Source organism: Paraburkholderia sp. RCC_158 (assembly GCF_041355255.1).
Classification (GTDB): Bacteria; Pseudomonadota; Gammaproteobacteria; order Burkholderiales; family Burkholderiaceae; genus Paraburkholderia; species Paraburkholderia graminis.
Map to the genome: position 1 here is coordinate 204,943 of NZ_JBFUPM010000008.1, position 24,424 is coordinate 229,366.

Annotated in this window: 20 protein-coding genes and 2 pseudogenes; 13 read left to right on the forward strand and 9 right to left on the reverse strand. The window is 63.9% G+C overall.

Features of this window, described 5'->3' with window-relative positions; all coding sequences use genetic code 11:
* Positions 1-37: 37 nt before the first annotated feature.
* Positions 38-442, forward strand: a complete 405-nt coding sequence (arfB, locus tag AB6809_RS17980; RefSeq protein WP_029969227.1) for an alternative ribosome rescue aminoacyl-tRNA hydrolase ArfB — start codon at positions 38-40, stop codon at positions 440-442.
* Here arfB and AB6809_RS17985 read toward each other — a convergent pair.
* Complete coding sequence (locus tag AB6809_RS17985) at positions 439-1,749, reverse strand: EAL domain-containing protein (protein ID WP_035570127.1); 1,311 nt, start codon at positions 1,747-1,749, stop codon at positions 439-441. The genes arfB and AB6809_RS17985 overlap by 4 nt on opposite strands.
* Before the next feature lie 604 nt (positions 1,750-2,353).
* Between AB6809_RS17985 and AB6809_RS17990 the strand changes: the two genes are divergently transcribed.
* A complete protein-coding gene (locus tag AB6809_RS17990; RefSeq protein WP_006052975.1) occupies positions 2,354-2,644 on the forward strand; it encodes a putative quinol monooxygenase in 291 nt (96 codons plus the stop codon).
* A gap of 115 nt (positions 2,645-2,759) precedes the next feature.
* Here the strand turns inward: AB6809_RS17990 and AB6809_RS17995 are convergent, their stop codons facing one another.
* The 3 genes from AB6809_RS17995 to AB6809_RS18005 all read right to left on the reverse strand — a co-directional run bounded on the left by AB6809_RS17995 (position 2,760) and on the right by AB6809_RS18005 (position 4,473).
* Positions 2,760-3,017: a hypothetical protein gene (locus AB6809_RS17995; RefSeq protein ID WP_006052974.1), complete on the reverse strand. Its 258-nt coding sequence runs from the start codon at positions 3,015-3,017 to the stop codon at positions 2,760-2,762.
* A 232-nt stretch (positions 3,018-3,249) separates the two neighbouring features.
* The gene (locus AB6809_RS18000; RefSeq protein WP_006052973.1) at positions 3,250-3,495 is read right to left on the reverse strand and encodes a hypothetical protein; all 246 of its coding nucleotides are present in this window, start codon (positions 3,493-3,495) and stop codon (positions 3,250-3,252) included.
* A gap of 258 nt (positions 3,496-3,753) precedes the next feature.
* Entirely contained in the window at positions 3,754-4,473 is a 720-nt protein-coding gene (locus AB6809_RS18005; RefSeq protein WP_006052972.1) for a YdcF family protein, read from the reverse strand.
* Positions 4,474-4,740: 267 nt separating this feature from the next.
* Here AB6809_RS18005 and AB6809_RS18010 point away from each other — a divergent pair, with 267 nt between their 5' ends.
* Positions 4,741-5,064, forward strand: coding sequence for a hypothetical protein (locus AB6809_RS18010; protein ID WP_006052971.1), 324 nt, complete (start codon positions 4,741-4,743; stop codon positions 5,062-5,064).
* A 320-nt stretch (positions 5,065-5,384) separates the two neighbouring features.
* On the opposite strand, the gene AB6809_RS18015 is transcribed toward AB6809_RS18010, so the two are convergent.
* On the reverse strand, positions 5,385-5,639 hold the full coding sequence (locus AB6809_RS18015) for a hypothetical protein (RefSeq protein WP_006052970.1): 255 nt from the start codon (positions 5,637-5,639) through the stop codon (positions 5,385-5,387).
* A 383-nt stretch (positions 5,640-6,022) separates the two neighbouring features.
* Positions 6,023-6,418, reverse strand: a pseudogene (locus tag AB6809_RS18020) (transposase); the annotation flags it as partial.
* A gap of 408 nt (positions 6,419-6,826) precedes the next feature.
* Here AB6809_RS18020 and AB6809_RS18025 point away from each other — a divergent pair.
* The 9 genes from AB6809_RS18025 (at position 6,827) to truB (ending at position 19,904) form a co-directional block, all read left to right on the forward strand.
* Positions 6,827-7,729 (forward strand): LysR family transcriptional regulator, encoded by a 903-nt coding sequence (locus AB6809_RS18025; RefSeq protein WP_006052968.1) that lies wholly within the window; start codon positions 6,827-6,829, stop codon positions 7,727-7,729.
* A 331-nt stretch (positions 7,730-8,060) separates the two neighbouring features.
* Entirely contained in the window at positions 8,061-9,290 is a 1,230-nt protein-coding gene (locus AB6809_RS18030) for a pyridoxal phosphate-dependent aminotransferase (RefSeq protein WP_029969236.1), read from the forward strand.
* Between the two features lie 337 nt (positions 9,291-9,627).
* The gene (gene scpB / locus AB6809_RS18035; protein WP_029969238.1) at positions 9,628-10,782 is read left to right on the forward strand and encodes an SMC-Scp complex subunit ScpB; all 1,155 of its coding nucleotides are present in this window, start codon (positions 9,628-9,630) and stop codon (positions 10,780-10,782) included.
* A gap of 64 nt (positions 10,783-10,846) precedes the next feature.
* Positions 10,847-12,754: a 23S rRNA pseudouridine(2605) synthase RluB gene (gene rluB, locus AB6809_RS18040; protein WP_371026908.1), complete on the forward strand. Its 1,908-nt coding sequence runs from the start codon at positions 10,847-10,849 to the stop codon at positions 12,752-12,754.
* 482 nt (positions 12,755-13,236) lie between these two features.
* Positions 13,237-13,695: a ribosome maturation factor RimP gene (rimP, locus tag AB6809_RS18045; protein WP_006052964.1), complete on the forward strand. Its 459-nt coding sequence runs from the start codon at positions 13,237-13,239 to the stop codon at positions 13,693-13,695.
* Positions 13,692-15,167: a transcription termination factor NusA gene (gene nusA / locus AB6809_RS18050; RefSeq protein ID WP_006052963.1), complete on the forward strand. Its 1,476-nt coding sequence runs from the start codon at positions 13,692-13,694 to the stop codon at positions 15,165-15,167. Before rimP ends, nusA begins: the two co-directional genes overlap by 4 nt.
* Positions 15,168-15,261: 94 nt before the next feature.
* Entirely contained in the window at positions 15,262-18,210 is a 2,949-nt protein-coding gene (infB, locus tag AB6809_RS18055) for a translation initiation factor IF-2 (protein WP_029969240.1), read from the forward strand.
* A gap of 278 nt (positions 18,211-18,488) precedes the next feature.
* Positions 18,489-18,854 carry a 30S ribosome-binding factor RbfA gene (rbfA, locus tag AB6809_RS18060; RefSeq protein ID WP_371026909.1) on the forward strand — a complete coding sequence of 122 codons (366 nt, stop codon included), beginning with the start codon at positions 18,489-18,491 and terminating at the stop codon, positions 18,852-18,854.
* Positions 18,855-18,965: 111 nt separating this feature from the next.
* Positions 18,966-19,904 carry a tRNA pseudouridine(55) synthase TruB gene (gene truB / locus AB6809_RS18065; RefSeq protein ID WP_006053157.1) on the forward strand — a complete coding sequence of 313 codons (939 nt, stop codon included), beginning with the start codon at positions 18,966-18,968 and terminating at the stop codon, positions 19,902-19,904.
* Between the two features lie 243 nt (positions 19,905-20,147).
* Here truB and AB6809_RS18070 read toward each other — a convergent pair.
* The 3 genes and pseudogenes from AB6809_RS18070 to phnA all read right to left on the reverse strand — a co-directional run.
* Positions 20,148-20,420 (reverse strand): annotated as a pseudogene (locus AB6809_RS18070) (cation transporter); the annotation flags it as partial.
* A gap of 421 nt (positions 20,421-20,841) precedes the next feature.
* Complete coding sequence (locus AB6809_RS18075; protein ID WP_029969241.1) at positions 20,842-22,131, reverse strand: MFS transporter; 1,290 nt, start codon at positions 22,129-22,131, stop codon at positions 20,842-20,844.
* 51 nt (positions 22,132-22,182) lie between these two features.
* A complete protein-coding gene (phnA, locus tag AB6809_RS18080; RefSeq protein WP_029969242.1) occupies positions 22,183-23,412 on the reverse strand; it encodes a phosphonoacetate hydrolase in 1,230 nt (409 codons plus the stop codon).
* A gap of 97 nt (positions 23,413-23,509) precedes the next feature.
* Between phnA and AB6809_RS18085 the strand changes: the two genes are divergently transcribed.
* Positions 23,510-24,412 carry a LysR substrate-binding domain-containing protein gene (locus AB6809_RS18085; protein ID WP_029969244.1) on the forward strand — a complete coding sequence of 301 codons (903 nt, stop codon included), beginning with the start codon at positions 23,510-23,512 and terminating at the stop codon, positions 24,410-24,412.
* Positions 24,413-24,424 lie beyond the last annotated feature (12 nt).

Consider the following 24,424-nt stretch of genomic DNA (forward strand, 5'->3'; position numbering starts at 1 on the left):
CGCGCCGCATCGCGCGGCTGTGTACACTTTGAGCGCCATGACATCCCGCTATCCCATTCCGTTGAACGAAGTCGAGTTGACCGCGGTTCGTGCGCAGGGCGCCGGCGGTCAGAACGTTAACAAGGTATCGAGCGCCATTCAGTTGCGTTTCGACGTGCGCGCTTCGTCGCTGCCCGAGGTGCTGAAGATGCGCCTGCTTGCGTTGCCCGATCGCCGCATCACGCGTGACGGCGTCGTGGTCATCAAGGCTCAGGAGCATCGGACGCAGGATCTGAACCGCGCGGCGGCGCTCGCGCGGCTCGACGAACTGGTGGAAAGCGTCAGCGTGACGCGCAAGCCGCGCGTCGCAACGCGGCCGACGCGCGCATCGAATACGCGGCGTCTCGAGAGCAAAACGCGGCGCGGCGAGATCAAGGCCGGCCGTGGCCGGATCGACGATTAGCGAGCCCGTCCGCCGGCGCGCGGTCCTGCAACAGGGCCGGCAGATCCAGCAGATCCAGCAGGCACGAAGTCGACGCACAGCACGTGCGTCTTGCCGTCACGCTCGAACGCGAGCGCGGCGGTGTAGCAGTCGTCGCCGTCGGCGAGCGAGTAGTGCGGACCCATCATCGCGACGCGTCCGCGGGCGGCGAGCGCGTGTTTCAGATAGGCGCGCCGCGACCAGTTGCTGCGCGCGCTGCTCGTGAGCGGCGCGAGCCGCAGTTCGGGCAGCGGCACCGACGCGGCCGTGACGGATGCCTGGGTCTGCTGACCGTGCTCGTCGGTGATGAACACGCGGCGCGCCTCGCTCAGATGCCACACTTTCTGCGCCGCCTGATCCAGATCGCCGGTGTTCCGGTATGCGTCGGCGGCGGCTGTGACGGCTTCCGCGAAGCCTTCGAAACCGAGCTGCTTGTGGCGCGCGTGCGCTCGCTCGTAGTCCGCGAACTTGCCCCACATCGACTCGATCTGTGCCGGCACGCTCGCGACGGCGGCCTCGATCGAACCGTTCGGCTGGCCAAGCCAGAAGCCTTGCACGAAGTCGACGTCGGCCTGCATCAGGATCATCAGCTCCTCATCCGTTTCGACGCCCTCGGCAAGCACCAGCGTGCCGGACTGATGCAGCATCGCGATCAGATGACCGATCATCGAGTCGTCGCCCTCGCGCTTGCCCGCGCGCGCGACGAGCGACCGGTCGAGCTTGACGATGTCCGGCCGGAAGCGCCAGACGCGATCGAAATTGGAGAAACCGGTGCCGAAGTCGTCGATTGCAATCAGGAAGTCGCGCGGCTGCGACGCGGCGAGCATGCTGGCGACGGCGGATTCGTCATCGGCGGGCTGCTCGAGCACCTCGATCACGATGCGCTCCTGCGGCAAGCCGAAATGCGCGGACAGTTCGTCGATGAACGTCCGCTGCGGCCAGCCGGTTTCGAACACCTGCGGCCGCGTGTTCAGAAAGAGCCAGCCGCTCGCGACGCGTTGCTCCATGAAATTCGCGACGTGCAGGCAACGCGCGATGCGGTCGAGCTCGCGCGCGTCGGCCGCCGAGCGCGTGCCCGAGAACAGCACTTCCGGCGACACCGGCAAACCGACCGGATCGAATGCACGCAGCAGCGCCTCGTAGCCGACCACGCATTGATGCGTGACCGACAGCACCGGCTGAAACACGCTGTGCAGCGTGAGCGCGCGCCACGTCGCCGTCCAGCCGGACTCGTCGCGGACCAGATGCGGAAGCAGGCCGCTCAGACTCAGTTCGCTGACGGACGGCATAACGGCGGGCATAACGGCGGGCATGAGAGCGGACATGGTGGCATCGCGGCAATCGGGTGGCGGGGCACGCGCGCGAGTTCGGCGCGCGGCGGATGCGCAACGGAATACTCAACCGGAGCGCCCGCACGGCGGACCGGATCGAACCCTGGAACGCGGAGAGCGGTGCCAGCCATGCGGGACTCCGGCGGAGTGGTCAAATTGAGTCTAGCAGCTTGCATTTCGCATGAATGTGCGGGCTGTCACAGAGGCGCGAACCGCGCATGCAACGCATGACATTTGCGTTGCCGCGGGCAAACGGCGCGGCGCGCGCGGTGTCGCGGTGGATTCGCCGGCGTTCGCTGCGATGCGCGCTTGCATCGCTTCGCCCCGCGCGCCGGCTGTGGCGGGCCGCGGGCCGTCGTGAGGTATCTGCAAGCTTGCATGAGCCGAGGGTATCAGGGCGGCCCGTGAATGCCCGCCAAACTCCAGGCGGCGACGGTGCTCAGACGTTAGCTTCGCGCGCTCGATGGCTTCTACGCCGGACGGCGCGGCGGCGGTGCGCGGCCGCCTGCAACATCGGCGGGTGGCGGGTATGCTGCTGCTTTCGTAAAAACGGAGAGTCAAGATGTCGGAGATCGCGGTGGTCGCCATTTCAGTAGCGAAACCCGGTTACGAAGAGCGCTTGCGCGAAGCGCTCGAAGGAATCGTCGGGCCGACGCGCAAAGAGCAGGGCGCGCTTCAGTACGATTTGCACCGCGACATGCAGGAGCCGCGCCGGTTCGTCTTTTTCGAGCGCTGGACAAGTCAGGAAGCGCTCGCCGCACACGCAAAGTCGGCGCACATCACGGCCTACAAGCAGGCGGTGGCCGATTGGGTCGAACACGCGGAGATTCGCGTGGTGTCGAAAATTCTGTAAGTCTTCCGGGCGCTCCGCGGAGCGCCTGGCGGTTCGACGCGCTGATCGTGCGGTTTTCGTGCGATCAGCGGTGTGGGCTAGCGCGGCGCGCGCTGCGCACCGCTAGACGCGCACATCAATGCGTGGCTTGCGGCACGTCGAGGATCAGAATGATCGTCCAGTCGGCCTCGCCATCGTGATGATACTGACGCTCGGCGACGATGAACGGTTGCTGCTTGCCGTCCGGGCCGAGAAACAGCACGTCGCCTTCCATCGGCAGGCATTCGACGGGCGGCAGCGCAAGGAACGCTTCCTGACCGCCGCGCGGCATCAGTTTTTCGATTTTGCGGGATGCTGCTTCAGTCCATTCGATATCTAGCTGGATGTTGCTCATGCTGTCCTCCGCACCAGGGTGCGCACGGGTTAGGGTTCCGGCAGGCGCCGGTCGGTGCGCGACTTTAGCATACCGGGCATCGTGCGCCGGCCGGGCCATTGGACAATAAAAAAGCCGGAACCGGCGCTGCCGGCTTCGGCTTTTCCACTGCGCCGGCGAGGCCGCGGGGCGTTGCTGCGGGTCGGCAAAATGGCCCGCGTTGCCCGCTCTCACCAAAGGCCGCGCACTGCGCTCAGGAGCCCGAGGCGTCGGCCTTCGCGCCCTTCTTGTGATGATGCTGCGAGCCCTTGTGATGCTTCATCGGCGCGGCGGGCGCGGTTTCCATCGTTTGCTGGCGGTTTTGCAAATCTTGCGCGCGCTGCTCGACGTCGGCGGCCCGCGCCGGATCGGTACTCATCGTGACGCCGCCTTGTTGCGCATAGGCCGCGCCGGATAGGGCACCGAGAGAAATCAGAATCGCGAGGGACACTTTCTTCATTGCTACCTCCGCAGAGTGGTTGTGGACCCGAGTACTTGTCTATCCATTCGGAGAGACAGTGCATTCTAGCCAGCAATCTCCGCTCCAGCGGACGGTTTGTAACCGCGCGCGCCATTGGTTACATCTTGTTACTGGCTTCTTGATGCGCGTTGCTTAGATGCGGCGTCCTTGTCGCGCGAGCGAGGCCGCTCTGTCAGATTGATTGGCATCGCTAAGCAAAGCCGCTGCCGCGTATGTCGGACACATGTCAGACACATGTCAGAACAGGCCAATGGCGCTATACACGTGATATTGCGCGATGCCGATCAGTTCATGCAACGCGATCTCAGCGTTCGCCAGATTCGAGTAGCGCGGCAGCACGCCCAGGCGCGCGCGGCGCGCGCTCGAGATCAACGGCTGCGGCTCGAGCCCGAAATGTCTGAAGTCGAGCATGGCGCGCGGCATGTGATACGCGGACGTGACCAGTATCAAGGAATCGTAACGTGACTGGCCCACAATGGCCGACACGTTGCGGGCGTTCTCGTATGTCGTGAGGCTCTGGTTTTCAAGCACGATGTCCGAGCGCGGCACCTGTTCGCGCAGCAGGTAGGGCAGATAGGTGTCGGCCTCGGTTGCAGCATGCCGCTGCGGATTGCCGCCGCTGACAATCACGCTGCAGACCGTCGCGCTGCGTTTGCATGCGGCGTAGTTTTTCGCGCTGACCGCGATGCGCGCGAGCACTTCGCGCGGCGGCACGAGCACCTTGTCGCGGTTGTACACCGTACCGCCGCCGAGCAGGACGATGGCGGTGCGCGGCGCGAATCTGGCGGGCGTGCTGGTTTGCGCTTGCGGCTGCGCAAGGCTTAAGAGCGGAGCCGTCAGCCAGCCGGCAGAAAGCAGCCAGAAAATGGCGATTGTGCAAAAGAGGAGAGGCCGTCGAGCGCGCTTCCATATAGCAATTGCTGCAAAAAAAAGCGCCAATAAAGTGAATAGAATCAATTTAGATGGGGTAACGTATGTCTTTCGGGATTAAATCTTCGGGCCTGCTATCGCGCCGCAGCGGTTGCATCGTCGGTTCGTAGGTAGAACGCTAACATGCCGTTCTGACGGGGGTCCTGAAACATTAGACCAGGCAGCACCTGGCGGAATTCGGCCGTAGTGCTTACGGCCAGCTTCCAGCCATGGGCGGGTGCCAGGCGCGTCGCTGGTGGCGCGGCGACGTGTTGGCATAAATGTGTCATGGCTGCACTTTAAGAAAGAAGTGAGATGACCACGTATTCCAACGAAGCAGTACTCGAAGCGCTGCGGCGAGCGCAATATCGTCAAGTGCCGTGGGCCAGGCGCCCGGGCGTTTTCCAATATCTTCGCGCGCTCGGCCTGATGGACACCGTTCGGCAACGTACCGTCGCGCCGGCGCCTGGCTTTCATGCTCCTGTCGACATCGCCGTCCTCACGGATCGCGGCCGCGCCGAATTTGCGCGGCTCTCACACGACGAAACCCGCCTGACCTGGACCGTGCAGCGCATGAACGACTACGTCCTGGCTGCCGCCGAGACGCACGCCGCCGCACCGCTCGAAGCGCGCACCTAGCTGCGCCGCATTTAGCCAATCCCGCTGGTCGAGCGACGCACAAGCGCGAAACACGTGACGCGTGTGCGCGTTCGGCCCGTCGTTTTCCGTCCTTTCCTGCCTTTTCCCTTTCCTTCCTTTTCCTTTCTCGCCGGCGAAAAAAAGCCCGTATCGCAAGGATACGGGCGTACCGGAATTACTACTGCCACGCTGTGCTAATGGCGTTAAGTCAGACCGATACGGATAGCCGTGGTTCCCCGAGATTCGCTTGTCTTTCGGCGACTCGCGCCGATCTTCGCGCGAGCTGCGGTTCGCACTGCGCAGCTACCGAAGCCGGCATGTTAACGGCGCCGCGGCGCGTCGCCATGCGGCGCTTCAGGCCGCGTGCGCACATTGCTCGCAATATCGCCGCGCAAGTCGCCCCGCGGCGCCGGTGGCGTGAAGTTGCGGCCACGCTCGGCGCTGCGCTGCCAGGCCTCTACGGAAGCCGTGCGGTCGGGCCGCCAGTTCCAGCCTTGCGGGCGCTGTTGGGCAAGCGCCGATGCGGCCATTGATGAAAGCACAATGCCGCACAGAAGCAGTGACATTGGTTTCATGCTGAGCTCCCGTCCAAGCCCCCTGGTTACCAGGCCTGTTTGCATACGTATAAGGTATGCGGATGGACGAAAGCACGCTGTAAGTAATAGTAAATGGATGTTTCACCCGCAACTCAGTGGTTGCGGGGAGTGTTCGATTCGAGACACGTAATGCGGCGGCACACGCGAGGAGGAGCGCGCCCAGCGGCGCGGTGGCTTGCCGATGCACTGCCGCCTCCCCGGCGACCGTCTGGAGATACGGGCCGAGCGGCCCACGTGAACCGTGGCGGCCGCCCAGTTCCCTGGAAACGAGGCCGTCGGGAACAAGCCGCCGGGCGTGCGCCGGGCGGGTCCAGATAAGCTTCGGGCGCCCGCAGGCGCCCGGAGAAAAACGAGGTTGCTTAAGCCATCTTCACCGGCGCGCGCCACGATTCCGGATTCGTCCAGAATGCGCCACGCAGACGGTCGCGGCTCGGCGGTGCGGGCGGCTTGGCTGCGGTTGCGCCGATGCGTCCGCGCAGCGAAATCTCGCGGCCGCTCGTGCCGAGTCGCTTCACAATTTCGGCGAGCGTGCCGTCGGCTTGCCACTCGTCGAAACGGCGGCGGCAAGTCGGCGGCGACGGATAGCGGCCCGGCAGTTTGGACCAGCCTTCGCCTGTCGACAGCACCCACAGCACCGCGTTGACGACCGCGCGCGCTTCGACACGCGGCCGACCGCGACGCTCGCTCCGTGCAGGCTCCGCACAGAACAACGCCTCGACCAGCGCCCACTCGTTGTCTCTCAAATCGTCGAACAGCATCATGTTTCACCTCAGCGAAGCTAACTCCGGTGCGCTGCCCCGCGCCGCGCACTCTCCATGCACTCGATAGGCGAGTGCCAAGGGGGTCGGGTTTGCCACGGTCTGCCATGCGGTCAGAAGTCGTGGCGCCGATCCTGTGAGCATGTCAATGCAGGATGTATGCCAAGTTGACTCCAACCGCCTCGAAGCCCCGTAACAGCGGGCCAGCGCGGGCGCTAGCTAGGGCCGTATGAGAATCCAAAAAACCCATCTCGCAAATCGGGACAATCACCAATCTTGTGCAACGAGGCCCGCAGGGCGTGCGTTTGCGCCTCAATGCTGCATTGCAGCGAGTGCGTCGAAAGCCCGTGCCACCGCGCGCCGGCGCGTACAATGCGCATCAAAACATGCCATTGATGAGCCGAAGAAATGAACGTCACGCTGCGCCAGCTAAGGGTTTTCATCGAGGTCGCGCGCCTGCAGAGCTTCAGCCGCGCGGGCGACGAGGTCGGGCTGACGCAATCGGCGGTGAGCCGTTGCGTGCGCGAGCTGGAGGGCGAAATCGGCCTCAAACTGATCGACCGCACGACGCGCGAGGTGCAACTCACGGACGTCGGCGGGAATCTCGTCTCGAGCGTGTCGCGGCTCCTAGGCGATCTGGACGACGCGCTGCGCGAGATCCGCGAAATCGGCGAGCAGCGGCGCGGACGGGTGGTGGTGGCCGCGAGTCCGACCATCGCCTGCCGGTTGATGCCGGGCGTGCTCGCGTCGTGCGGCGAGCGCTTTCCTCACATTGCGCTCGGCTTGCGCGACGACGTGCAGAGCGACGTGGTGCGCAAGGTGAAGTCGGGCGAGGTGGATTTCGGCGTGATCATTGGGCCGTTCGCCGCCGACGATCTGCTGAGCGAATCGCTGATGACCGACTCCTTCTGCCTCGTCTCGCGCGACGATCATCCGCTTGCCCGCCAGAAGGAGGTCGCGTGGGCGGATCTCGAAGGCGAGCGGCTCGTGATGCTCGACTACGCATCGGGGAGCCGTCCCCTCATTGACGCGGTGATGCACGAGCACGGCGTGAACGCCACGGTGGTGCAGGAGCTCGGGCATTCGGCGACGGTGTTCGGTCTTGTCGAGGCGGGCATCGGCGTGAGCGTGCTGCCGTGGCTCGCATTGCCGTTGCCGGCGGGCGCTGCGCTTGCCGCGCGTCCTCTCGTGCCGCGGGCAGAGCGCACGGTCGAACTGGTGCGGCGGCGCGACCGCTCGCTGTCGCCGGCGGCCGAGGCGGTGTGGGAGTTGATCCGCGAACTGCCGTCGCGGGCGGAAGATCTGGTTTGAGGAGGGGGGCCTGGATGCTTTTGAGCTCCCCGATTGCGGGCGCGGTCGGTGCGGCCGGTGCGGTCGCCCGAGGCTGAAGGGTGTGGCCCGGCGCACGGCGGGTCGCATTCGTCGTGGCAGGTCTTTCGGGTGTTCCCGCAACAAGGCCGCAGTAGGTTCTCAATGCCTTGCCCCAACACCTCGCCGCTCATAACCCCCGCGCGGCACGACGTTTCGCAACCGAACGCAACCGAACGCTGGGATAAACTCCCGGCTGCGCTTCCCGACGACATACATCGCCTCGTGGCGCGCCAGCCCGACCTCTGCATTTCTTCTAACCTTGGAAGCCTCGATGAGCGAACCGGACCTCTCCGTGTCATCCATGCCCAACGCACGCGAGGCGGTGCGCGCGCTGCGTCCGTCGCAGATTCGCGAAGTGGCGAACGCCGGCTTCGGCGTCGCCGACGTGCTGCCGTTCTGGTTCGGCGAGTCCGACCGCGTGACGCCGGCCTTTATCCGCGATGCCGCCAGCGCCGCGCTGCAGGCGGGCGCGACTTTCTACACGCATAACCTGGGCATCGCGCCGTTGCGCGCGGCGCTCGCCGATTACGTCGGCGAACTGCACGGCGCCACCTTGCCGGACCACATTGCGGTGACGAGCGCGGGCGTCAATGCGCTCATGCTGGCGGCGCAACTGGTCGTGGGAGCGGGCGACCGCGTGGTTGCCGTTACGCCGCTGTGGCCGAATCTCGTCGAGATTCCGAAAATTCTCGGCGCTCATGTGGAAACCGTCTCGCTCGATTACGGCGAACGGGGTTGGCAGCTCGACCTGGCGCGCCTGCTCGCGGCGCTCACGCCCGACACGAAAATGCTGCTCATCAATTCGCCGAACAATCCGACCGGCTGGGTGATGAGCCGCGAGCAGCAGCGCGCGGTGCTTGCGCATTGCCGGCGGCACGGCATCTGGATCGTCGCGGACGAAGTCTACGAGCGCCTTTATTACCCGGACGCTTCCGTCGAAAGCGAAGGCGCCGCTCCCGCCCGCACGGCGCCGTCGTTTCTCGATCTGGCCTCGCGCGACGAGCGGGTGATCTGCGTGAACTCGTTCTCGAAGGCGTGGCTGATGACAGGCTGGCGTCTCGGCTGGATCGTCGCGCCGACGCGTCTGATGGACGATCTCGGCAAACTCGTCGAGTACAACACCTCGTGCGCGCCGTCGTTCGTCCAGCAGGCCGGGATCGCCGCCGTGCAGCAGGGCGAGCGCTTCACGCAGGACCTGGTGCGCGACCTGAAGGCATCGCGCGACCATCTGGTGCGGGCGTTGTCTGCCGTGCCCGGCGTCGACGTGAAGGCGCCCCACGGCGCGATGTATCTCTTTTTCTCGATGACGGGCGCCTCGCGCAGCCTCGAACTGTGCAAGGCGATGGTGCGCGAAGTCGGCCTGGGAATCGCGCCCGGCAGCGCGTTCGGTCCCGAGGGCGAGGGCTTCCTGCGCTGGTGCTACGCGTGCGACGTCGCGCGGCTGGATGCGGGCGTCGAGCGCCTGAAGCGCTTTCTCGCCCGGCGTGCCGCGCTTAGCTGATGCGGCAAAGACGCGCGGGAACCTCGCGTGCGACGAGCGCCTCTCACGGATGCACCCGCATTCGCGCATATGCACCAATGCGCCGGGCATGTTCTCCGGCGCCTGGCGGCGGTTGGCTTTACGCACCGGATGTTTTTGCGTAATATGGCGCTCAGTCACGCGATTCCTGTCCGGAATATCGCTGCTCCGTCCGGCTGGGTTTGGCTCGATAGTCTGTTTCGCCTCCCCCCGGTGCGTGCTCCCATCAATATGACCGATCAGAATCGGGCGAGCGCGTCTTCAGTTCCACATCGTCTGTTTGATCCGGTTCTTTGACCACAGGGTCTGACCTAGCTGCATGAATACCCAAGAGGCGAAGATCGTCCTCGAGACAGCCTTGATCTGCGCGCAGGAGCCGTTAAAGCTCGGCGATTTGCGCAAGCTCTTTGCCGACGGCGTGTCGGCAGACACCGTTAGGACTCTGCTCGAAGACCTGAAACAGGATTGGTCGGGGCGCGGTGTGGAGTTGGTCGGGCTGGCGTCGGGGTGGCGGTTTCAAAGCAAGCCCGCGATGCGTTCGTATCTGGATCGTCTGCATCCGGAAAAGCCGCCGAAATATTCGCGCGCGGTGCTCGAAACGCTCGCGATCATTGCATACAGGCAACCGGTCACGCGTGGCGATATTGAAGAGATTCGCGGCGTGACGGTGAACACGCAGGTCGTCAAGCAGCTTGAGGATCGCGGCTGGATCGAAGTGATCGGCCATCGCGACGTGCCGGGCCGCCCGGCGCTCTACGCGACCACGCGGCAGTTTCTCGACGACCTGGGCTTGCGCGCGCTCGACGAATTGCCGCCGCTCGCGGACCCGTCGGCGCAACTGAACGCGGACTTGCTCGGACAGCATGCAATCGAGTTTTCCGATGCGGACGCCGAGGTCGGCGAGACGCCGGCATCGAACGAAGAAGGCGAAGCGAGCGCGTCCGAACAGCCGGACATGGCTCACGCGGAAGCAACAAGCGGCGCGCAGCTCGCGGCAGGAACGGAAATCGCTGGCGAAGAGGCTCAGGGCGATCCGGCGCAGCAGGCCGATGGCACGCAAACGGGCATCGCGGCTGATGGCGTCGACACTCTTGAAGTCGCCGCGAATGAGGCTTTCGGAGCGCAACCCGACGTAGCACCAGAAGAAGCAAAACCCGCGGAGCAGGCGGACGTGATGAACGACGCGGAACACGCGGACAACGCGGACCGTGCGGAACACGCCCGCGAGGCCGGCGCCGAAGCGGCAAACGTTGCACCGCTGCCCGCCGCCGTGGCATCCGAAGAGAATCGCGATCCGGCCGCCAAGGCCGATCCGGCAGCAGCCGCACATGGTTCGGACGTTCTCCGCGACGCGGAGCATGCGGCCGGATCGAACCCGACCAGGGCGGCGCACGGCGATCAGGAAGATCGTCGCGACGCCGCACAGGACGCAGGCATTCTGACCGACGACGAAACCGAGTCGCGCAGCGCCTGACGTAACCGAACATTTTTTGCCGCGCCTGCAAGGGGCGCGCGCGACCTGACATTTTGAGGTTGTTTTGACACATACCCACGACACCGATTCGTCCGAATCCGAGCGCGCCGTGCCGTCGGCGCGCGCTGACGAAACGCGCACCACGCAAGCGTCGGCAGGCGAGCATGAGCGCCCGGCGCAGACCACGGAAGCAGACGGCGAGGACCGTCCGCGCCGCGGCCTGCGTCGCGGACCGCGCAGCCTGATCGCCCGGCGCCGTGCCGGCGCGAAGACGAAGGCCGTCGAAGGCGCGCCGGGGCAGGCCGCGCCGGTCGCCGGCGAGGCTGCGCCGGAAGGCGAAGCGGTGGCGCAAGCGCGTCCGCCGCGCAAGGACGCGGGCGCCAAGGGTCAAGGGCCGCGACGCAATGCAGGCGGCGCTAAACGCGAAGGGCAGCGCGACGGCGCGCCGCGTGAAGGCGCCCCCCGTGAAGGCGCCCCCCGCGAAGGCCAGCGCGAGCGTCAGCCGCGCGCAGGCGGCCAGCGGCAGAATCGCCGCGGCGGCGAAGCTCCCACAGCAGCGGGCGCAGCGGCCGAAGGGAATCAGGACGACCTGTTCTCCTACGTCACGTCGCCGGCCTTCGATGCCGACAACAGCACGACGGGCGGCGTGCGCGCGCCGATGCTGCGCCGTGGCAAGCCGGCTGCGCCGAAGCGCGTGCTGTCCGCCGACGACGACGCGCCGAAGCTCCACAAGGTGCTGGCCGAGGCCGGCATGGGTTCGCGCCGCGACATGGAAGAACTGATCGTCGCCGGCCGCGTGTCGGTGAACGGCGAGCCGGCTCACATCGGCCAGCGCATCATGCCGACCGACCAGGTCCGCATCAACGGCAAGCCGGTCAAGCGCAAGCTCGCCAACAAGCCGCCGCGCGTGCTGCTGTATCACAAACCGACCGGCGAGATCGTCAGCCATGCCGATCCGGAAGGCCGTCCGTCGGTGTTCGACAAACTGCCGCCGATGAAAACCGCCAAGTGGCTCGCGGTTGGCCGTCTCGACTTCAATACCGAAGGTCTGCTGATGCTGACCACCTCGGGCGATCTGGCGAACCGGTTCATGCATCCGCGTTACAGCGTCGAGCGTGAATACGCGGTCCGCGTGGTCGGCGAACTGGCCGAAGGCATGCGTCAAAAGCTGCTGAACGGCGTCGAACTCGACGACGGCCCGGCGAACTTCCTGCGCATTCGCGACGGCGGCGGCGAAGGCACCAATCATTGGTATCACGTCGCGCTCGCCGAAGGGCGTAACCGCGAAGTGCGTCGTATGTTCGAGGCGGCCGGTCTGATGGTGAGCCGTCTGATCCGCACGCGTCACGGCCCGATCTCGTTGCCGAAGGGCTTGAAGCGCGGTCGTTGGGAAGAGCTTGAAGACAATCAGGTGCGCGCGCTGATGGGGTCGGTTGGCCTGAAGGCGCCGAGCGAAGAGCGCGGCGGCCGCAATGCGGCGCCTGAGCGCAAGCAACCCGATCCGATGCAGACGTCGATGGGCTTCATCAACCGCGAACCGGTGCTGATGTCGCATAGCCGCTTCGAGCAGCAGCCGCGCGGCCAGGGCCGGCGCGGTGCGGCAGGCGGCGGCTTCGGCGGCGGCGCGGGTGCGGGCACGGGGTTCGGCGGCGGCTACGGCAATCGCGGCACGGGTCGCGGCGCGGGCGGCGCTGGCGGATTTAGCGGAGGAGCGGGAGGTGCAGGCGGCGGTGCAGGCGGTCCGCGCGGCGGCCGCGACGTCGACGGAAATCGCGCGCCTTCGGGCGGCGGCAATCGGGCTCCTTCGGGCGGCGGCAAGCGCGCTGGCGGCAACGGTCCGAATGCGGGCGGCGGCAATCGTGCGCCCGCGGGCAACCGCGGCAACGCCAACCGCTCGGGTGGCGGCAACCCCAACGCCGGCGGTGCAAACCGTAGCGGCGGCGCACCGCGCGGCCGTTCGCGCGGGCGCTGATCGCGAGCGTGACGATCATTGCGGCCCGGCTTCATCGAGCCGGCCACAAAGTGCCGTCTTAATCATTCAATCGACGGGCGTCGCGGTCGCAGACCGCGAGGCGTATGAAACGCCGCGCAGGCCGAACTCGGGCCACATCGCGCGGCGCCGCCTTGCAAAGTCCCGCAAGCGCCGCCATATCGTCGAAAGATCGCCATGAAATCAAGCGGGAATCCGCTTGGCGCGGCGCTCTGCGGTTTGCGTTTGTCCTGAAAAATGGCTACAATCGCGGAGTCGCTGGGCGTGCGGCTTTTCATGTGCGGCTCAGGTGCGACCACCGGTAATAAGATGATGGGCGTTTAGCCCATTTTTTTTTTGCCGCTCAGTTCATCGTGGTTCGTCATCTCGGGTAGCACGAACGTGCGCCGGCCAGGCGCGCGGCCCGCATTGGTTGTTTGCAGAACAAGCGGCAGGCTCGCTGCGCGAACATCTAAGAGGGCACTGTGCAACTGACGGAACTGATTGAAACCACGGTCGTGGGACTCGGCTACGAGCTCGTCGATCTCGAGCGCACCGGGCGCGGCATGCTGTGTATTTATATCGACCAGCCTGCCGGCATCGCGATCGAAGACTGCGAGAAAGTCACGCGTCAGCTCCAGCACGTACTGACGGTCGAAAATATCGATTATGAGCGGCTCGAAGTATCGTCGCCGGGGCTCGACCGTCCGCTGAAAAAACTGGCGGATTTTGAACGCTTTGCAGGCAGCGAAGCGGTAATCACATTGAAAAAGCCATTGGACGGACGGAAATCGTACCGGGGTATTTTGCATGCCCCGCAAGGCGAGACCATCGGTCTGGAATTTGAAGGGAAGGAAGGCGCCGCGATGCTCGATTTCACGCTCGCGGACATGGACAAAGCACGCCTCGTTCCGAAAGTTGACTTTAGGAGCCGCAAACAATGAGTCGCGAAGTGTTGATGCTGGTGGATGCGCTGGCACGCGAGAAGAACGTCGACAAAGACGTGGTATTTGCCGCGCTCGAAGCGGCTCTCGCTTCGGCCTCCAAGAAACTCTTCGAAGAAGACGCGGACATCCGCGTCCATATCGACCGTGAAAGCGGCGAGCACGAAACGTTTCGCCGCTGGAAAGTGGTGCCGGACGAAGCCGGTCTGCAAGAGCCGGATCAGGAAATCCTGCTGTTCGAAGCACGCGAGCAGAAGCCTGAAATCCAGATCGACGACTACATCGAAGAACCGGTGCCGTCCATCGAATTCGGCCGGATCGGCGCGCAGGCCGCCAAGCAGGTGATCCTGCAGAAGGTGCGCGACGCCGAGCGCGAGCAGATCCTGAACGACTTCCTCGAGCGCGGCGAGCACATCATGACCGGCTCGGTGAAGCGCCTGGACAAGGGCAACTTCATCGTCGAAACCGGCCGTGTCGAAGCGCTCTTGCGCCGCGACCAGCTGATTCCGAAGGAAAACCTGCGCGTGGGCGACCGCGTGCGCGCCTATATCGCGAAGGTCGATCGCACCGCGCGCGGTCCGCAGATCGAACTGTCGCGTACGGCGCCCGAATTCCTGATGAAGCTGTTCGAAATGGAAGTGCCCGAAATCGAACAGGGCCTGCTGGAAATCAAGGCGGCGGCGCGCGATCCCGGCGTGCGCGCCAAGATCGGCGTGGTCGCTTACGACAAGCGCATCGATCCGATCGGCACTTGCGTCGGCATTCGCGGTTCGCGTGTGCAGGCGGTGCGTAACGAGCTCGGTGGCGAAAACGTCGACATCGTGCTATGGTCGGAGGATCCCGCCCAGTTTGTGATCGGCGCGCTCGCGCCGGCAGCCGTCCAATCGATCGTCGTCGACGAAGAGAAGCATTCGATGGACGTCGTCGTGGACGAAAACGAACTGGCGGTCGCGATCGGCCGCAGCGGCCAGAACGTGCGTCTTGCCAGCGAACTCACCGGCTGGCAGATCAACATCATGACGCCGGACGAATCTGCGCAAAAGCAGAATCAGGAACGCGGTGTTCTGCGCGACCTGTTCATGGCGCGTCTCGACGTCGACGAGGAAGTCGCTGACATCCTGATCGACGAAGGCTTTACGAGCCTCGAAGAGATCGCCTACGTGCCGCTCAACGAAATGCTCGAAATCGAAGCATTCGACGAAGACACCGTCCACGAACTGCGTAACCGCTCGCGTGACGCGTTGTTGACAATGGCGATCGCGAATGAAGAAAAGGTCGAAAATGTAGCGCTCGACCTGAAGAGCCTGGACGGCATGGACGCCGACCTGCTCGCAAAGCTGGCCGAACATCAGATCCAGACGCGCGACGAACTCGCCGAGCTGGCTGTGGACGAACTGGTCGAGATGACCGGAATGGAAGAGGATGCCGCTAAGGCGTTGATCATGAAAGCACGTGAACACTGGTTCCAGTGAGAAATGACCATGGCGCACTAAATTGAACGCGGCCGTCAGGCCGCATGACCCGATGCTAACCGCAAGGAATCGGTCCTTGCATTAAGAGGAATGAATGGCGAGTAACAACGTAGCCCAATTTGCCGCGGAACTGAAAATGCCTGCAGGCGTGCTGCTCGAGCAGCTGCAGGCGGCGGGCGTCACCAAAGCGAGCGAAGCCGACTCCTTGTCCGAAACGGACAAGGCGCGTCTGCTCGACCACTTGCGCAAGTCACACGGCTCGACTGATGCAGACAAGCGCAAGATCACGCTGACGAAACGGCATACGTCGGAGATCAAGCAGTCCGATGCGACGGGCAAGGCTCGCACCATTCAGGTCGAGGTGCGCAAGAAGCGCACTTTCGTCCGCCGCGACGAAACCTCCGCTGAAGGCGGAGAGGCATCGAATCATGTGGCCGAGGCAGCGGAAGTCGACGATCTCGAACTTCAGCGCCGCGAAGAAGAAGCGCGTCATGAAGCCGAACTGCTCGAGAAGCAGGCTCAGGAACTGAAGGCGCGTCAGGAGCAGCTCGAACGCGAAGAGGCCGAGCGCCAGGCGCGCGAGCAGGCTGCTGAAGCGGAGCGTCGTCGCGCGGAAGAAGAAGCGGCGAAGAAGCGCGCAGCGGCTGCGGCCGAGGTAACGGCTCGCGAGAAAGTGCAGCAGGCCACGCAAACGGCGAAGGTCGAGGCGGCGGCTGCAAGCGCGGCCGAACCGGCTGTCGCAAAAGACACCGAGCAGGACGACGAGCGTGCCGCAGCAGAACGCGCGGCACAACGCGAAGCGGCGAAGAAGGCGGAAGACGCAGCGCGTCAGGCTGCTGAAAAGGCGCGTGCCGAGCAGGAACAGATCGCCAAGCGCCGTGCCGCGGCGGAAGCCGAAGCGCGTGCGATCCGCGAAATGATGAACACGCCGCGCAAGGCGCAGGTGAAGGCGCCGGAACCGGCACCGAAGCCCGCCGAGCCGGCCAAGGCCGCCGAAGCGAAGGGCACGCTGCACAAGCCGGCGCGTCCGGCTGGCGAAGCGGCCGCGCGTCCCGCAGCCCGCAAGCCCGCTACCGCGGCTCCGGCTGCGACGACGACCACGCCGTCGGCAGGCGACAAGAAGAAGCCGGGCGGCAAGGGCGGCTGGCAGGACGACGCAGCCAAGCGCCGCGGCATCAAGACGCGCGGCGACACGAGCGGCGGCGTCGACCGCGGCTGGCGCGGCGGCCCGAAGGGTCGTGGCAAGCATCAGGACCAGAACACCACGTTCCAGGCGCCGACCGAACCGATCGTGCGTGAAGTGCATGTGCCGGAAACCATCACGGTCGCCGATCTGGCGCACAAGATGGCGGTGAAGGCGTCGGAAGTCATCAAGTCGATGATGAAGCTCGGCCAGATGGTCACGATCAACCAGATGCTGGACCAGGAAACGGCGATGATCATCGTCGAGGAACTGGGCCATCACGCGGTGGCGGCCAAGCTGGACGATCCGGAAGCCATGCTGGTGGAAGGCGAAGTGTCGGATGCGGAAGCACTGCCGCGTCCGCCGGTCGTCACCGTCATGGGTCACGTCGACCACGGCAAGACCTCGCTGCTCGACTACATCCGCCGCGCGAAGGTTGCAGCGGGCGAGGCGGGCGGCATTACGCAGCACATCGGCGCTTATCACGTCGAAACGCCGCGTGGCGTCATCACGTTCCTCGACACGCCGGGTCACGAGGCCTTCACGGCCATGCGTGCCCGCGGTGCGAAGGCAACGGACATCGTGATTCTGGTGGTCGCAGCCGACGACGGCGTGATGCCGCAAACGAAGGAAGCGATCGCCCACGCGAAGGCAGGCGGCGTGCCGCTCGTCGTCGCGATCAACAAGATCGACAAGCCGGATGCGAATCCGGACCGCGTCAAGCAGGAACTGGTCGCCGAAGGCGTCGTGCCGGAAGAATACGGTGGCGATTCGCCGTTCGTGTCCGTGTCGGCCAAGACCGGCTCGGGTATCGACGATCTGCTGGAAAACGTGCTGCTGCAAGCCGAAGTGCTGGAACTGAAGGCACCGGTCGAAGCGCCGGCCAAGGGTCTCGTCATCGAAGCGAAGCTCGATAAGGGTAAGGGTCCGGTTGCGACCATCCTCGTCCAGTCGGGTACGTTGAACCGTGGCGACGTCGTGCTGGCAGGCAGCGCCTATGGCCGCGTGCGAGCCATGCTGGACGAAACCGGCAAGCCGACCAAGTCGGCGGGTCCGTCGATCCCGGTCGAAATCCAGGGTCTGTCGGAAGTGCCGCAGGCTGGCGAGGAAGTCATCGTCATGCCGGACGAGCGCAAGGCGCGTGAAGTCGCGTTGTTCCGTCAAGGCAAGTTCCGCGACGTCAAGCTGGCGAAGCAGCAGGCCGCGAAGCTCGAGAACATGCTCGAGCAAATGGGCGAAGGCGAAGTGCAGTACATGCCGCTCATCGTCAAGGCCGACGTGCAAGGCTCGCAGGAAGCGCTGGTGCAGTCGCTGCTCAAGCTCTCCACCGACGAAGTGCGCGTACAGATCGTGCACGGCGCCGTGGGCGGCATCAGCGAGTCCGACGTCAACCTGGCAACGGCTTCGAAGGCGGTCATCATCGGCTTCAACACGCGGGCGGATGCTCAGGCTCGCAAGCTGGCCGAGTCCAACGGCGTGGACATTCGCTACTACAACATCATCTACGACGCAGTGGATGAGGTGAAGGCCGCGATGTCGGGCATGCTGGCTCCGGAGAAGCGCGAAGTCGTGACCGGTACGGTCGAAGTTCGCCAGGTATTCAAGGTGCCGAAGGTCGGCACGGTGGCCGGCTGTATGGTCACGGACGGTTTCGTGAAGCGCTCGTCGTCGGTGCGTGTGCTGCGCAACAACGTCGTCATCTTCACGGGCGAGCTGGATTCGCTCAAGCGCTTCAAGGACGACGTGAAGGAAGTCCGTCAGGGCTTCGAGTGCGGTATGTCGGTCAAGAACTTCAACGACATCGTCGAAGGCGATCAGTTCGAAGTCTTCGAGGTCACCGAAGTCGCGCGTACGCTGTAAATCACGCGGCACGGTTCCAGGGGGCGGAGCGGGCATCAACGCCCGCTCCGCCCGTTGTTTTTTGGGGCGGCCCGTTTGGGGCCTGCCGCTTGGGGCGACCCGCTTGGGGCGGCCCGTTTGGGCTCTGCCGCTTGGGGCCTTCCGTTTAGGGCTCTTCCGTTTCGGGCCTGCTGCTTCTGGCGCCGTGAGCGGCGCCGCCGCGCGAACGCCGCGATTTGTCCGGCACGCCGCGGCCGCGAACCATTTTTTGCATCCGTCACAACGGATCACACAACACCATGCCTAAAAAACGTTCTTCACCCAATCGCAACGTGCAGATCGCCGATCAGATCCAGCGCGATCTGTCGGAGCTGCTGCGCGAGGTCAAGGACCCGCGCATCGGCATCGTCACGATTCAAAGCGTCGATCTGACGCCGGACTATGCGCACGCGAAGGTCTATTTCACGACCTTGACCGGCGATCCGCAGCAGACGCTCGCGGCGCTCACGCACGCGGCCGGCCATCTGCACAATCAGTTGTTCAAGCGCCTGCATATCCATACGGTGCCGACGCTGCATTTCCATTACGACAAGACCATCGAGCGCGCTGTCGAAATGTCGCGCCTGATCGACGAGGCTAACGCTAGTCGCGCGAAAGAGGACTGAGCGCTGCGTGGGGTTCTCGCGTTGCGCCGCGTGTTGCAACGGCCGCGGCGCGGCAACCCAGCGCACCTGACGCGCACCGATCCGGCTTCACTATCAAATTCCTCTTCCGACATGACCGCACCTCAACGCCCCCGCGTGCCGCGCCGCGCGCTCGACGGCGTGCTGCTGCTCGACAAGCCGCTCGGGTTGTCGAGCAACGACGCACTGATTCGCGCCAAACGCCTCTATCTGGCGAAGAAGGCGGGCCACACCGGCACGCTCGATCCGCTTGCCACGGGCCTGCTGCCGCTCTGTTTCGGCGAAGCCACCAAGTTCTCGCAGGATCTGCTCGAGGCCGACAAGACCTATGAGGCGACCATGCGCCTCGGCATTCGCACGACGACCGGCGACGCCGAAGGCGAGCCCGTCGACACGCGCGCGGTGACCTGCGACGAAGCGGCGGTGCTGGCGACCTTACCCGGATTCCTCGGCAACATCGTTCAGGTCCCGCCGATGTATTCGGCGCTCAAGCGCGACGGCAAGCCGCTTTATGAATATGCGCGCGCGGGTCAGACCGTCGAGCGGGAAGGGCGCGAGGTGACGATCCACGCGCTCGAACTGCTCGCATGCGCGCTGCCCGACGTCACATTTCGCGTCACGTGCAGCAAGGGCACGTACGTGCGCACGCTGGCCGAGGACATCGGCGAGGCGCTCGGCTGCGGCGCGCATCTGGTCGCGTTGCGGCGCACCGGCGTCGGCGCGTTGACGCTCGAGCATTCGGTGACGCTCGACGCGTTGTCGGACGCAACGGAAAGCGAACGCGATGCGTGGCTCCAACCGGTCGACGCGTTGCTGTCGACGTTCCCGTCCGTGCATCTCGACGAGGACGCGACGCGCCGCTTTCTGCACGGCCAGCGCTTGAAACTCGCGGAACTGAACGTTAGCCGCGAGGCGATGAACGCGTCGCGCGTGCGAGTCTACGCGGCGGCGCAGGGCCGCCTGCTCGGTGTCGCGAAGCCGGGCGAGGGAGTGCTTGCGCCCGAACGGCTCGTGGTCACGGCGGAAAACTAGGAACCAGGGTTCGGGGCGGCAACGCGTCTGACAGAAGTCGCGCAAGCGGCGCTTTGAAAAATCTGTCGGCGCGGCAATGTCCGCTTTGTAGAAACTTGAAGGCCCGTTGAGGGCCGACTTCTGCACGACGCGGACCGGTCAATCGCGGCTTACTCGGCCAGTGCAACGTCGGACCGTGATCGGCCAGCTTCGGTCATTCGCTCGATCGAGTAGTTTGCCGCTTGAAAGGCTGTATGGCCCGAATCCAGTCCCAAAGCTGTAGGCACGGTTATCAGCGTTTCGCTTTGCATATCCGTATGCAAGGACCGCGATTCCGAGCGCCCCTGCATGGGTTGCCATGTGAAACCCATCAGCGAGCAACGCCATTGAGCCGGTGACGTACCCAGCGACTATCTCGCCGACCATCATGATGAACGTCAGTGCGACGACAGAGCGCGTCCGGCGTGCGTTCTCGTCGTGGGAGCTTCCTAAAAAAGAGTGCTCGTGTCCGAGTGCCTGGTTCTTTGAGTCTGTCATTTCGTGTATCGCCGAATGGCTTCAATCAGTGCGTCAAGCCCGCTTTCTCGCTCTTTAGCGGTCAAGTCAGGGTGGACAACATGCTCGCGGGCATGCGCCTGGATAATTTCGTCGAGAAGCCCATTCATTGCGCCACTGAGAGTTTCTGTTGCTGTGCGCTCAGGTCTCGATAATATTCAGGAACTGCCGGACGAGATCCAGAAGCACCGCAAGAAGTTCGGCACTGGTGGACCCCTTTGCTTCGATATCCGAAGAAATCCGTCTGAAAGCGGCCGGCGTCGCGCAAGCCGTCTCCCTCTTCGACATCTGAGATCAAAGCGGACGTGGGTCGCAAGACGCACTGGTTGACCGCATAAAGACCGCGGCAGCGCCTCTCCAGTGAAGCGTCATAAGTCCATCCCGGTTCGCGCGACGCGACTCCTCAGCGCTTGATCAGCATCGAAAGCACTGCGCTTGCTGCGCAAAGCCCCGCGACAATCGGAAAGATGATCGACGTATGGCCGGTGGCATCGATAATGTGGCCGATAACCGGTTCGCCGATGCCAGCGAACATGTACGACATGGTGTTGAGCACACCTGTTGCTGTCCCCGCAGCGCGGCGCCCGAAAATATCAGGACACAAGGCCCAGAAAGAGGACGCCGGCCCGAAGACAAAAAAGCCGCACAAAAACAGAAGCACGATCGCGAACATACTACCGTGCGGCACGAACATCATGACGATCGCCGTCGCGCAGGCCAGCACCATGTACCAGACGATCGCCATATAGCGGCGCCCTTGAAACAGTACGTCGGATATCCAGCTATTCGACAGCGAGCCGAGCGCCATGCCTACCGGTAACGCGACCGTGATCCACTTGGGGTCGATCAGCGCCGATGAAGTCTTCCAGTCCATGCCGAGAAAATGGACCGGCACCCAGACCACCAATGCGTACCGTGCCGCGTTCTGGAAACCGATTGCGAGACCCGTGATGTAGAGCCTCCAGTTCTTCATCACGAGCGCGTATCGCTGCGCGCTCGTCAGCTCATCCTCCGATTCTGCTGGAGAGGCCGCGTCTTCCGGTTTTTCAGCAGCGGGCAGATGCTGAGCCTCCGGTCGTTCGGAAACGAATAGCAACAACACCAGTGCGCCCAGCAGCATGGACAGCGGCGCGAGACGGAAGATCCAGACCCAGCCGAGCTGCATCGTGCCCAGAATGATGACCGGAAAAACGTAGGCGAGCACCGAAGAGAATCCGGAGAAGCCCACATAAACGCCATAGACAAAGCCGCGATGTTTGTGACCCCACCAGTTGGATAGCAGGCGGCTGCCAGGCGCGAAACCCATCGACTGGAAATAACCGTTGAGCCCCCACGCCAGCAGAAAGAACACGAACGTGTGACCGAAACTAAATAGCCAGTTCGCCGCCAGTGACAGGACGGCCCCGGCGATCATCATCGTCTTGCCACCTAGCTTGTCACCCAGATTGCCGTTGATGAACTGGCCGCCGGCATAGCACCAGAGCATGGTCGCGCTGATCCAGCCAATCTCGTACTTCGATAGACCGTAGTCGTGCTGAATACCGGCAACGGCAAAACCCAGCGTCTGCCGGCCGGTGTAGTAGAACAGGTAACAGAACGTCACGCCGATCAACGCACGCCACTTATATTGCGCGAACGTCGTGCTCCCTTTGATCGACGCGTATTGCAACGCGTCAGGCGTATCTGTGGGCATTGCTGTCTCCATGCGGAGCGCGGTCTTTGCCGCGCTGGCCGTTTTTCGTTATCAGACGAGGTGATTGAGCGCGAGATCGATGACATCGAAATTGCGCAAGCGCCGGGTGCCGTCGTTGCCACTGAGCTTGCGATTGAAAATGAGCGGCACTTTCTGTTCGGACATACCGCCGTGGGAGCGCAGCGGCACGGTGAGCCCGGACAGGTCATGTTTGTCGGCTGCGCTGCCGAGCACCGTGAGCCTTTCGCCGAGCACCACGAGTTCACCGATCCTGTCTGACGGCAACTCGAATCGCTCGCTAGCCTGTGCACGGGTCAATACCGCCTCGACGCCATCGATAGCCGCGAGCAACGCTGCCACGTCGCGCTGCTTCTGTTCGTCGTGATCGCGCAGGTACACCGTAGCGTAGGAGCCGAGCGCGCCGTGATGCACGACATACGGATCAGTGATTGGCAGGAGAACACGCGTCGTGCGCGCGCCGTATTGCGCATCGAGCCTATCTTGCAGAAACACGATGTTGGGCCGGCCGATCGCATCGGTTTTCGCATTCATGCCGTGATCGGCGGTGAGCGCCAACACGGCGCCTTCGGCGTGCAGACGCAGCAGGTAGTCGTCCATCATCGCGTAGAAGGCGTTTGCCTCTGACGTGCCCGGCGCGTGTTTATGCTGGACGTAATCTGTTGTAGAGAGGTACATGAGATCAGGGCGCTCTTCGCGCAACAGGGAAAGCCCGGCGGCAAACACGAACTCCGAAAGCTCTGCGCTGTACACGGACGGCACAGGCATGCCGACTCTTGCCAGGATGTTGTCGATGCCGTGCTCCTGCCGCGTCACTTCGTCAGCTTTCTCAGCCGAAAAACAGATCCCTTCCAGCCGGTGTCCGAGCAGACTGCGCAGCTTGTCCTTCGCGGTAACGACAGCGACGCGCTGACCCGCGCGAGCCATCTCCGCAAGAATGGTGGGCGCGCGCAGGTATTTGGCGTCGTTCATCAGGACTTCCGTCTGCGTCTCCTCGTCGAAAAAGAAATTGCCGCAAATGCCATGTACCGACGGCGGCGCGCCTGTGACGATCGACAGATTGTTCGGGTTGGTGAACGACGGCACGACGCAGTCCCCGGTCAGCACTGTGCCGAACGAACGCAGGCTGGCCAGAAACGGCGCTTTGCCGGCCAGGATCGCCTGATTAATGTATTCCTGCTCGCAACCGTCGACGCACACCACAATCGTCGGCGCGGAGGGCAATTGATAAGTTCGGGAGTTGACGGTGATCTGCTGGGTCATGGGGACACCTTTCTGAGTGGAATGACGGCAGCGTATGATGATCAATCTACTCACACAACCGACAAAATTGTCCGGATTGCGTTAAATAAACTCACACATGCGATCGAAGCTTCCCCCACTCAACGCCCTGCGCGTGTTCGAAGTCGCCGCGCGCGCGGGCAGCTACTCCGCAGCCGCGCGTGAGCTCAACCTGACGCACGGCGCCGTGAGCCGTCATATCACCATCCTTGAAGACTGGCTCGGCCAGCCACTGTTCGTGCGCGATGGGCAAAGCATGGTCGCGTCCGGGCATGCACGAGCGTTGGCCCGAGAAATCAGCGCGGCTTTCGACCACATTGCGGACGCGGCGGAACGCTATGGCAAGAGCCAGCACCGTAAAGTGATCCGGGTCAGCGCGGCGGCGACGGTCGCAATGCGCTGGCTGATTCCTCGCCTGCCGTTGTTCACGGCGATCTGCCCGGATGTGGATGTGCGCGTCTCCACGACGCTGACGACCGATTCCGCACTGCGTGGCAGTTTCGATCTGGCGATTCGTCGCGAAGTACCCGCAGCCGGGCAATATCAGGCGTGGCCATTATTTGAGGAGCGCAACACGGTGATCGCGAGTCCGGCGCTGATCGCGCAAACCACAATCTCGTCGGTCGAACAACTTGCCGCCGAAACATGGCTCACCACGGAATCGCGTCCGAGCGATTGGGAGAGATGGACCCAGGCCGTCGGTCAACCCACGCTCCGGGCCAGTCGTACCTTGAGATTCGATCACTTTTTTGTGACGTTGCAGGCCGTGGTCGATGGCCTGGGTTTTGGTATCGGACCGTTCCCAACGCTCGATGCCGATTGCACTGCAGGGCGTCTACAAAAACCGTTTCCCGATCTGACTTCGAAGGGAGCGACTTACTTTGCATTGGTACCGCTGGATGCCGACAAGCCTGTGCATATGAGGGATTTCGTCGATTGGTTGCGATCAGGTGGCGACGACGGCCATTCCGATAAAAGATGAGCTTTCGCAAAG

Excerpts from the sequence above, each read along its gene's own strand:
- arfB (WP_029969227.1), top strand. The coding sequence starts at position 38 with ATGACATCCCGCTATCCCATTCCGTTGAACGAAGTCGAGTTGACCGCG.
- AB6809_RS17985 (WP_035570127.1), bottom strand. The coding sequence starts at position 1,749 with ATGCCGTCCGTCAGCGAACTGAGTCTGAGCGGCCTGCTTCCGCATCTG.
- AB6809_RS17990 (WP_006052975.1), top strand. The coding sequence starts at position 2,354 with ATGTCGGAGATCGCGGTGGTCGCCATTTCAGTAGCGAAACCCGGTTAC.
- AB6809_RS17995 (WP_006052974.1), bottom strand. The coding sequence starts at position 3,017 with ATGAGCAACATCCAGCTAGATATCGAATGGACTGAAGCAGCATCCCGC.
- AB6809_RS18000 (WP_006052973.1), bottom strand. The coding sequence starts at position 3,495 with ATGAAGAAAGTGTCCCTCGCGATTCTGATTTCTCTCGGTGCCCTATCC.
- AB6809_RS18010 (WP_006052971.1), top strand. The coding sequence starts at position 4,741 with ATGACCACGTATTCCAACGAAGCAGTACTCGAAGCGCTGCGGCGAGCG.
- AB6809_RS18015 (WP_006052970.1), bottom strand. The coding sequence starts at position 5,639 with ATGAAACCAATGTCACTGCTTCTGTGCGGCATTGTGCTTTCATCAATG.
- AB6809_RS18025 (WP_006052968.1), top strand. The coding sequence starts at position 6,827 with ATGAACGTCACGCTGCGCCAGCTAAGGGTTTTCATCGAGGTCGCGCGC.
- AB6809_RS18030 (WP_029969236.1), top strand. The coding sequence starts at position 8,061 with ATGAGCGAACCGGACCTCTCCGTGTCATCCATGCCCAACGCACGCGAG.
- scpB (WP_029969238.1), top strand. The coding sequence starts at position 9,628 with ATGAATACCCAAGAGGCGAAGATCGTCCTCGAGACAGCCTTGATCTGC.
- nusA (WP_006052963.1), top strand. The coding sequence starts at position 13,692 with ATGAGTCGCGAAGTGTTGATGCTGGTGGATGCGCTGGCACGCGAGAAG.
- infB (WP_029969240.1), top strand. The coding sequence starts at position 15,262 with ATGGCGAGTAACAACGTAGCCCAATTTGCCGCGGAACTGAAAATGCCT.
- rbfA (WP_371026909.1), top strand. The coding sequence starts at position 18,489 with ATGCCTAAAAAACGTTCTTCACCCAATCGCAACGTGCAGATCGCCGAT.
- truB (WP_006053157.1), top strand. The coding sequence starts at position 18,966 with ATGACCGCACCTCAACGCCCCCGCGTGCCGCGCCGCGCGCTCGACGGC.
- AB6809_RS18075 (WP_029969241.1), bottom strand. The coding sequence starts at position 22,131 with ATGCCCACAGATACGCCTGACGCGTTGCAATACGCGTCGATCAAAGGG.
- phnA (WP_029969242.1), bottom strand. The coding sequence starts at position 23,412 with ATGACCCAGCAGATCACCGTCAACTCCCGAACTTATCAATTGCCCTCC.
- AB6809_RS18085 (WP_029969244.1), top strand. The coding sequence starts at position 23,510 with ATGCGATCGAAGCTTCCCCCACTCAACGCCCTGCGCGTGTTCGAAGTC.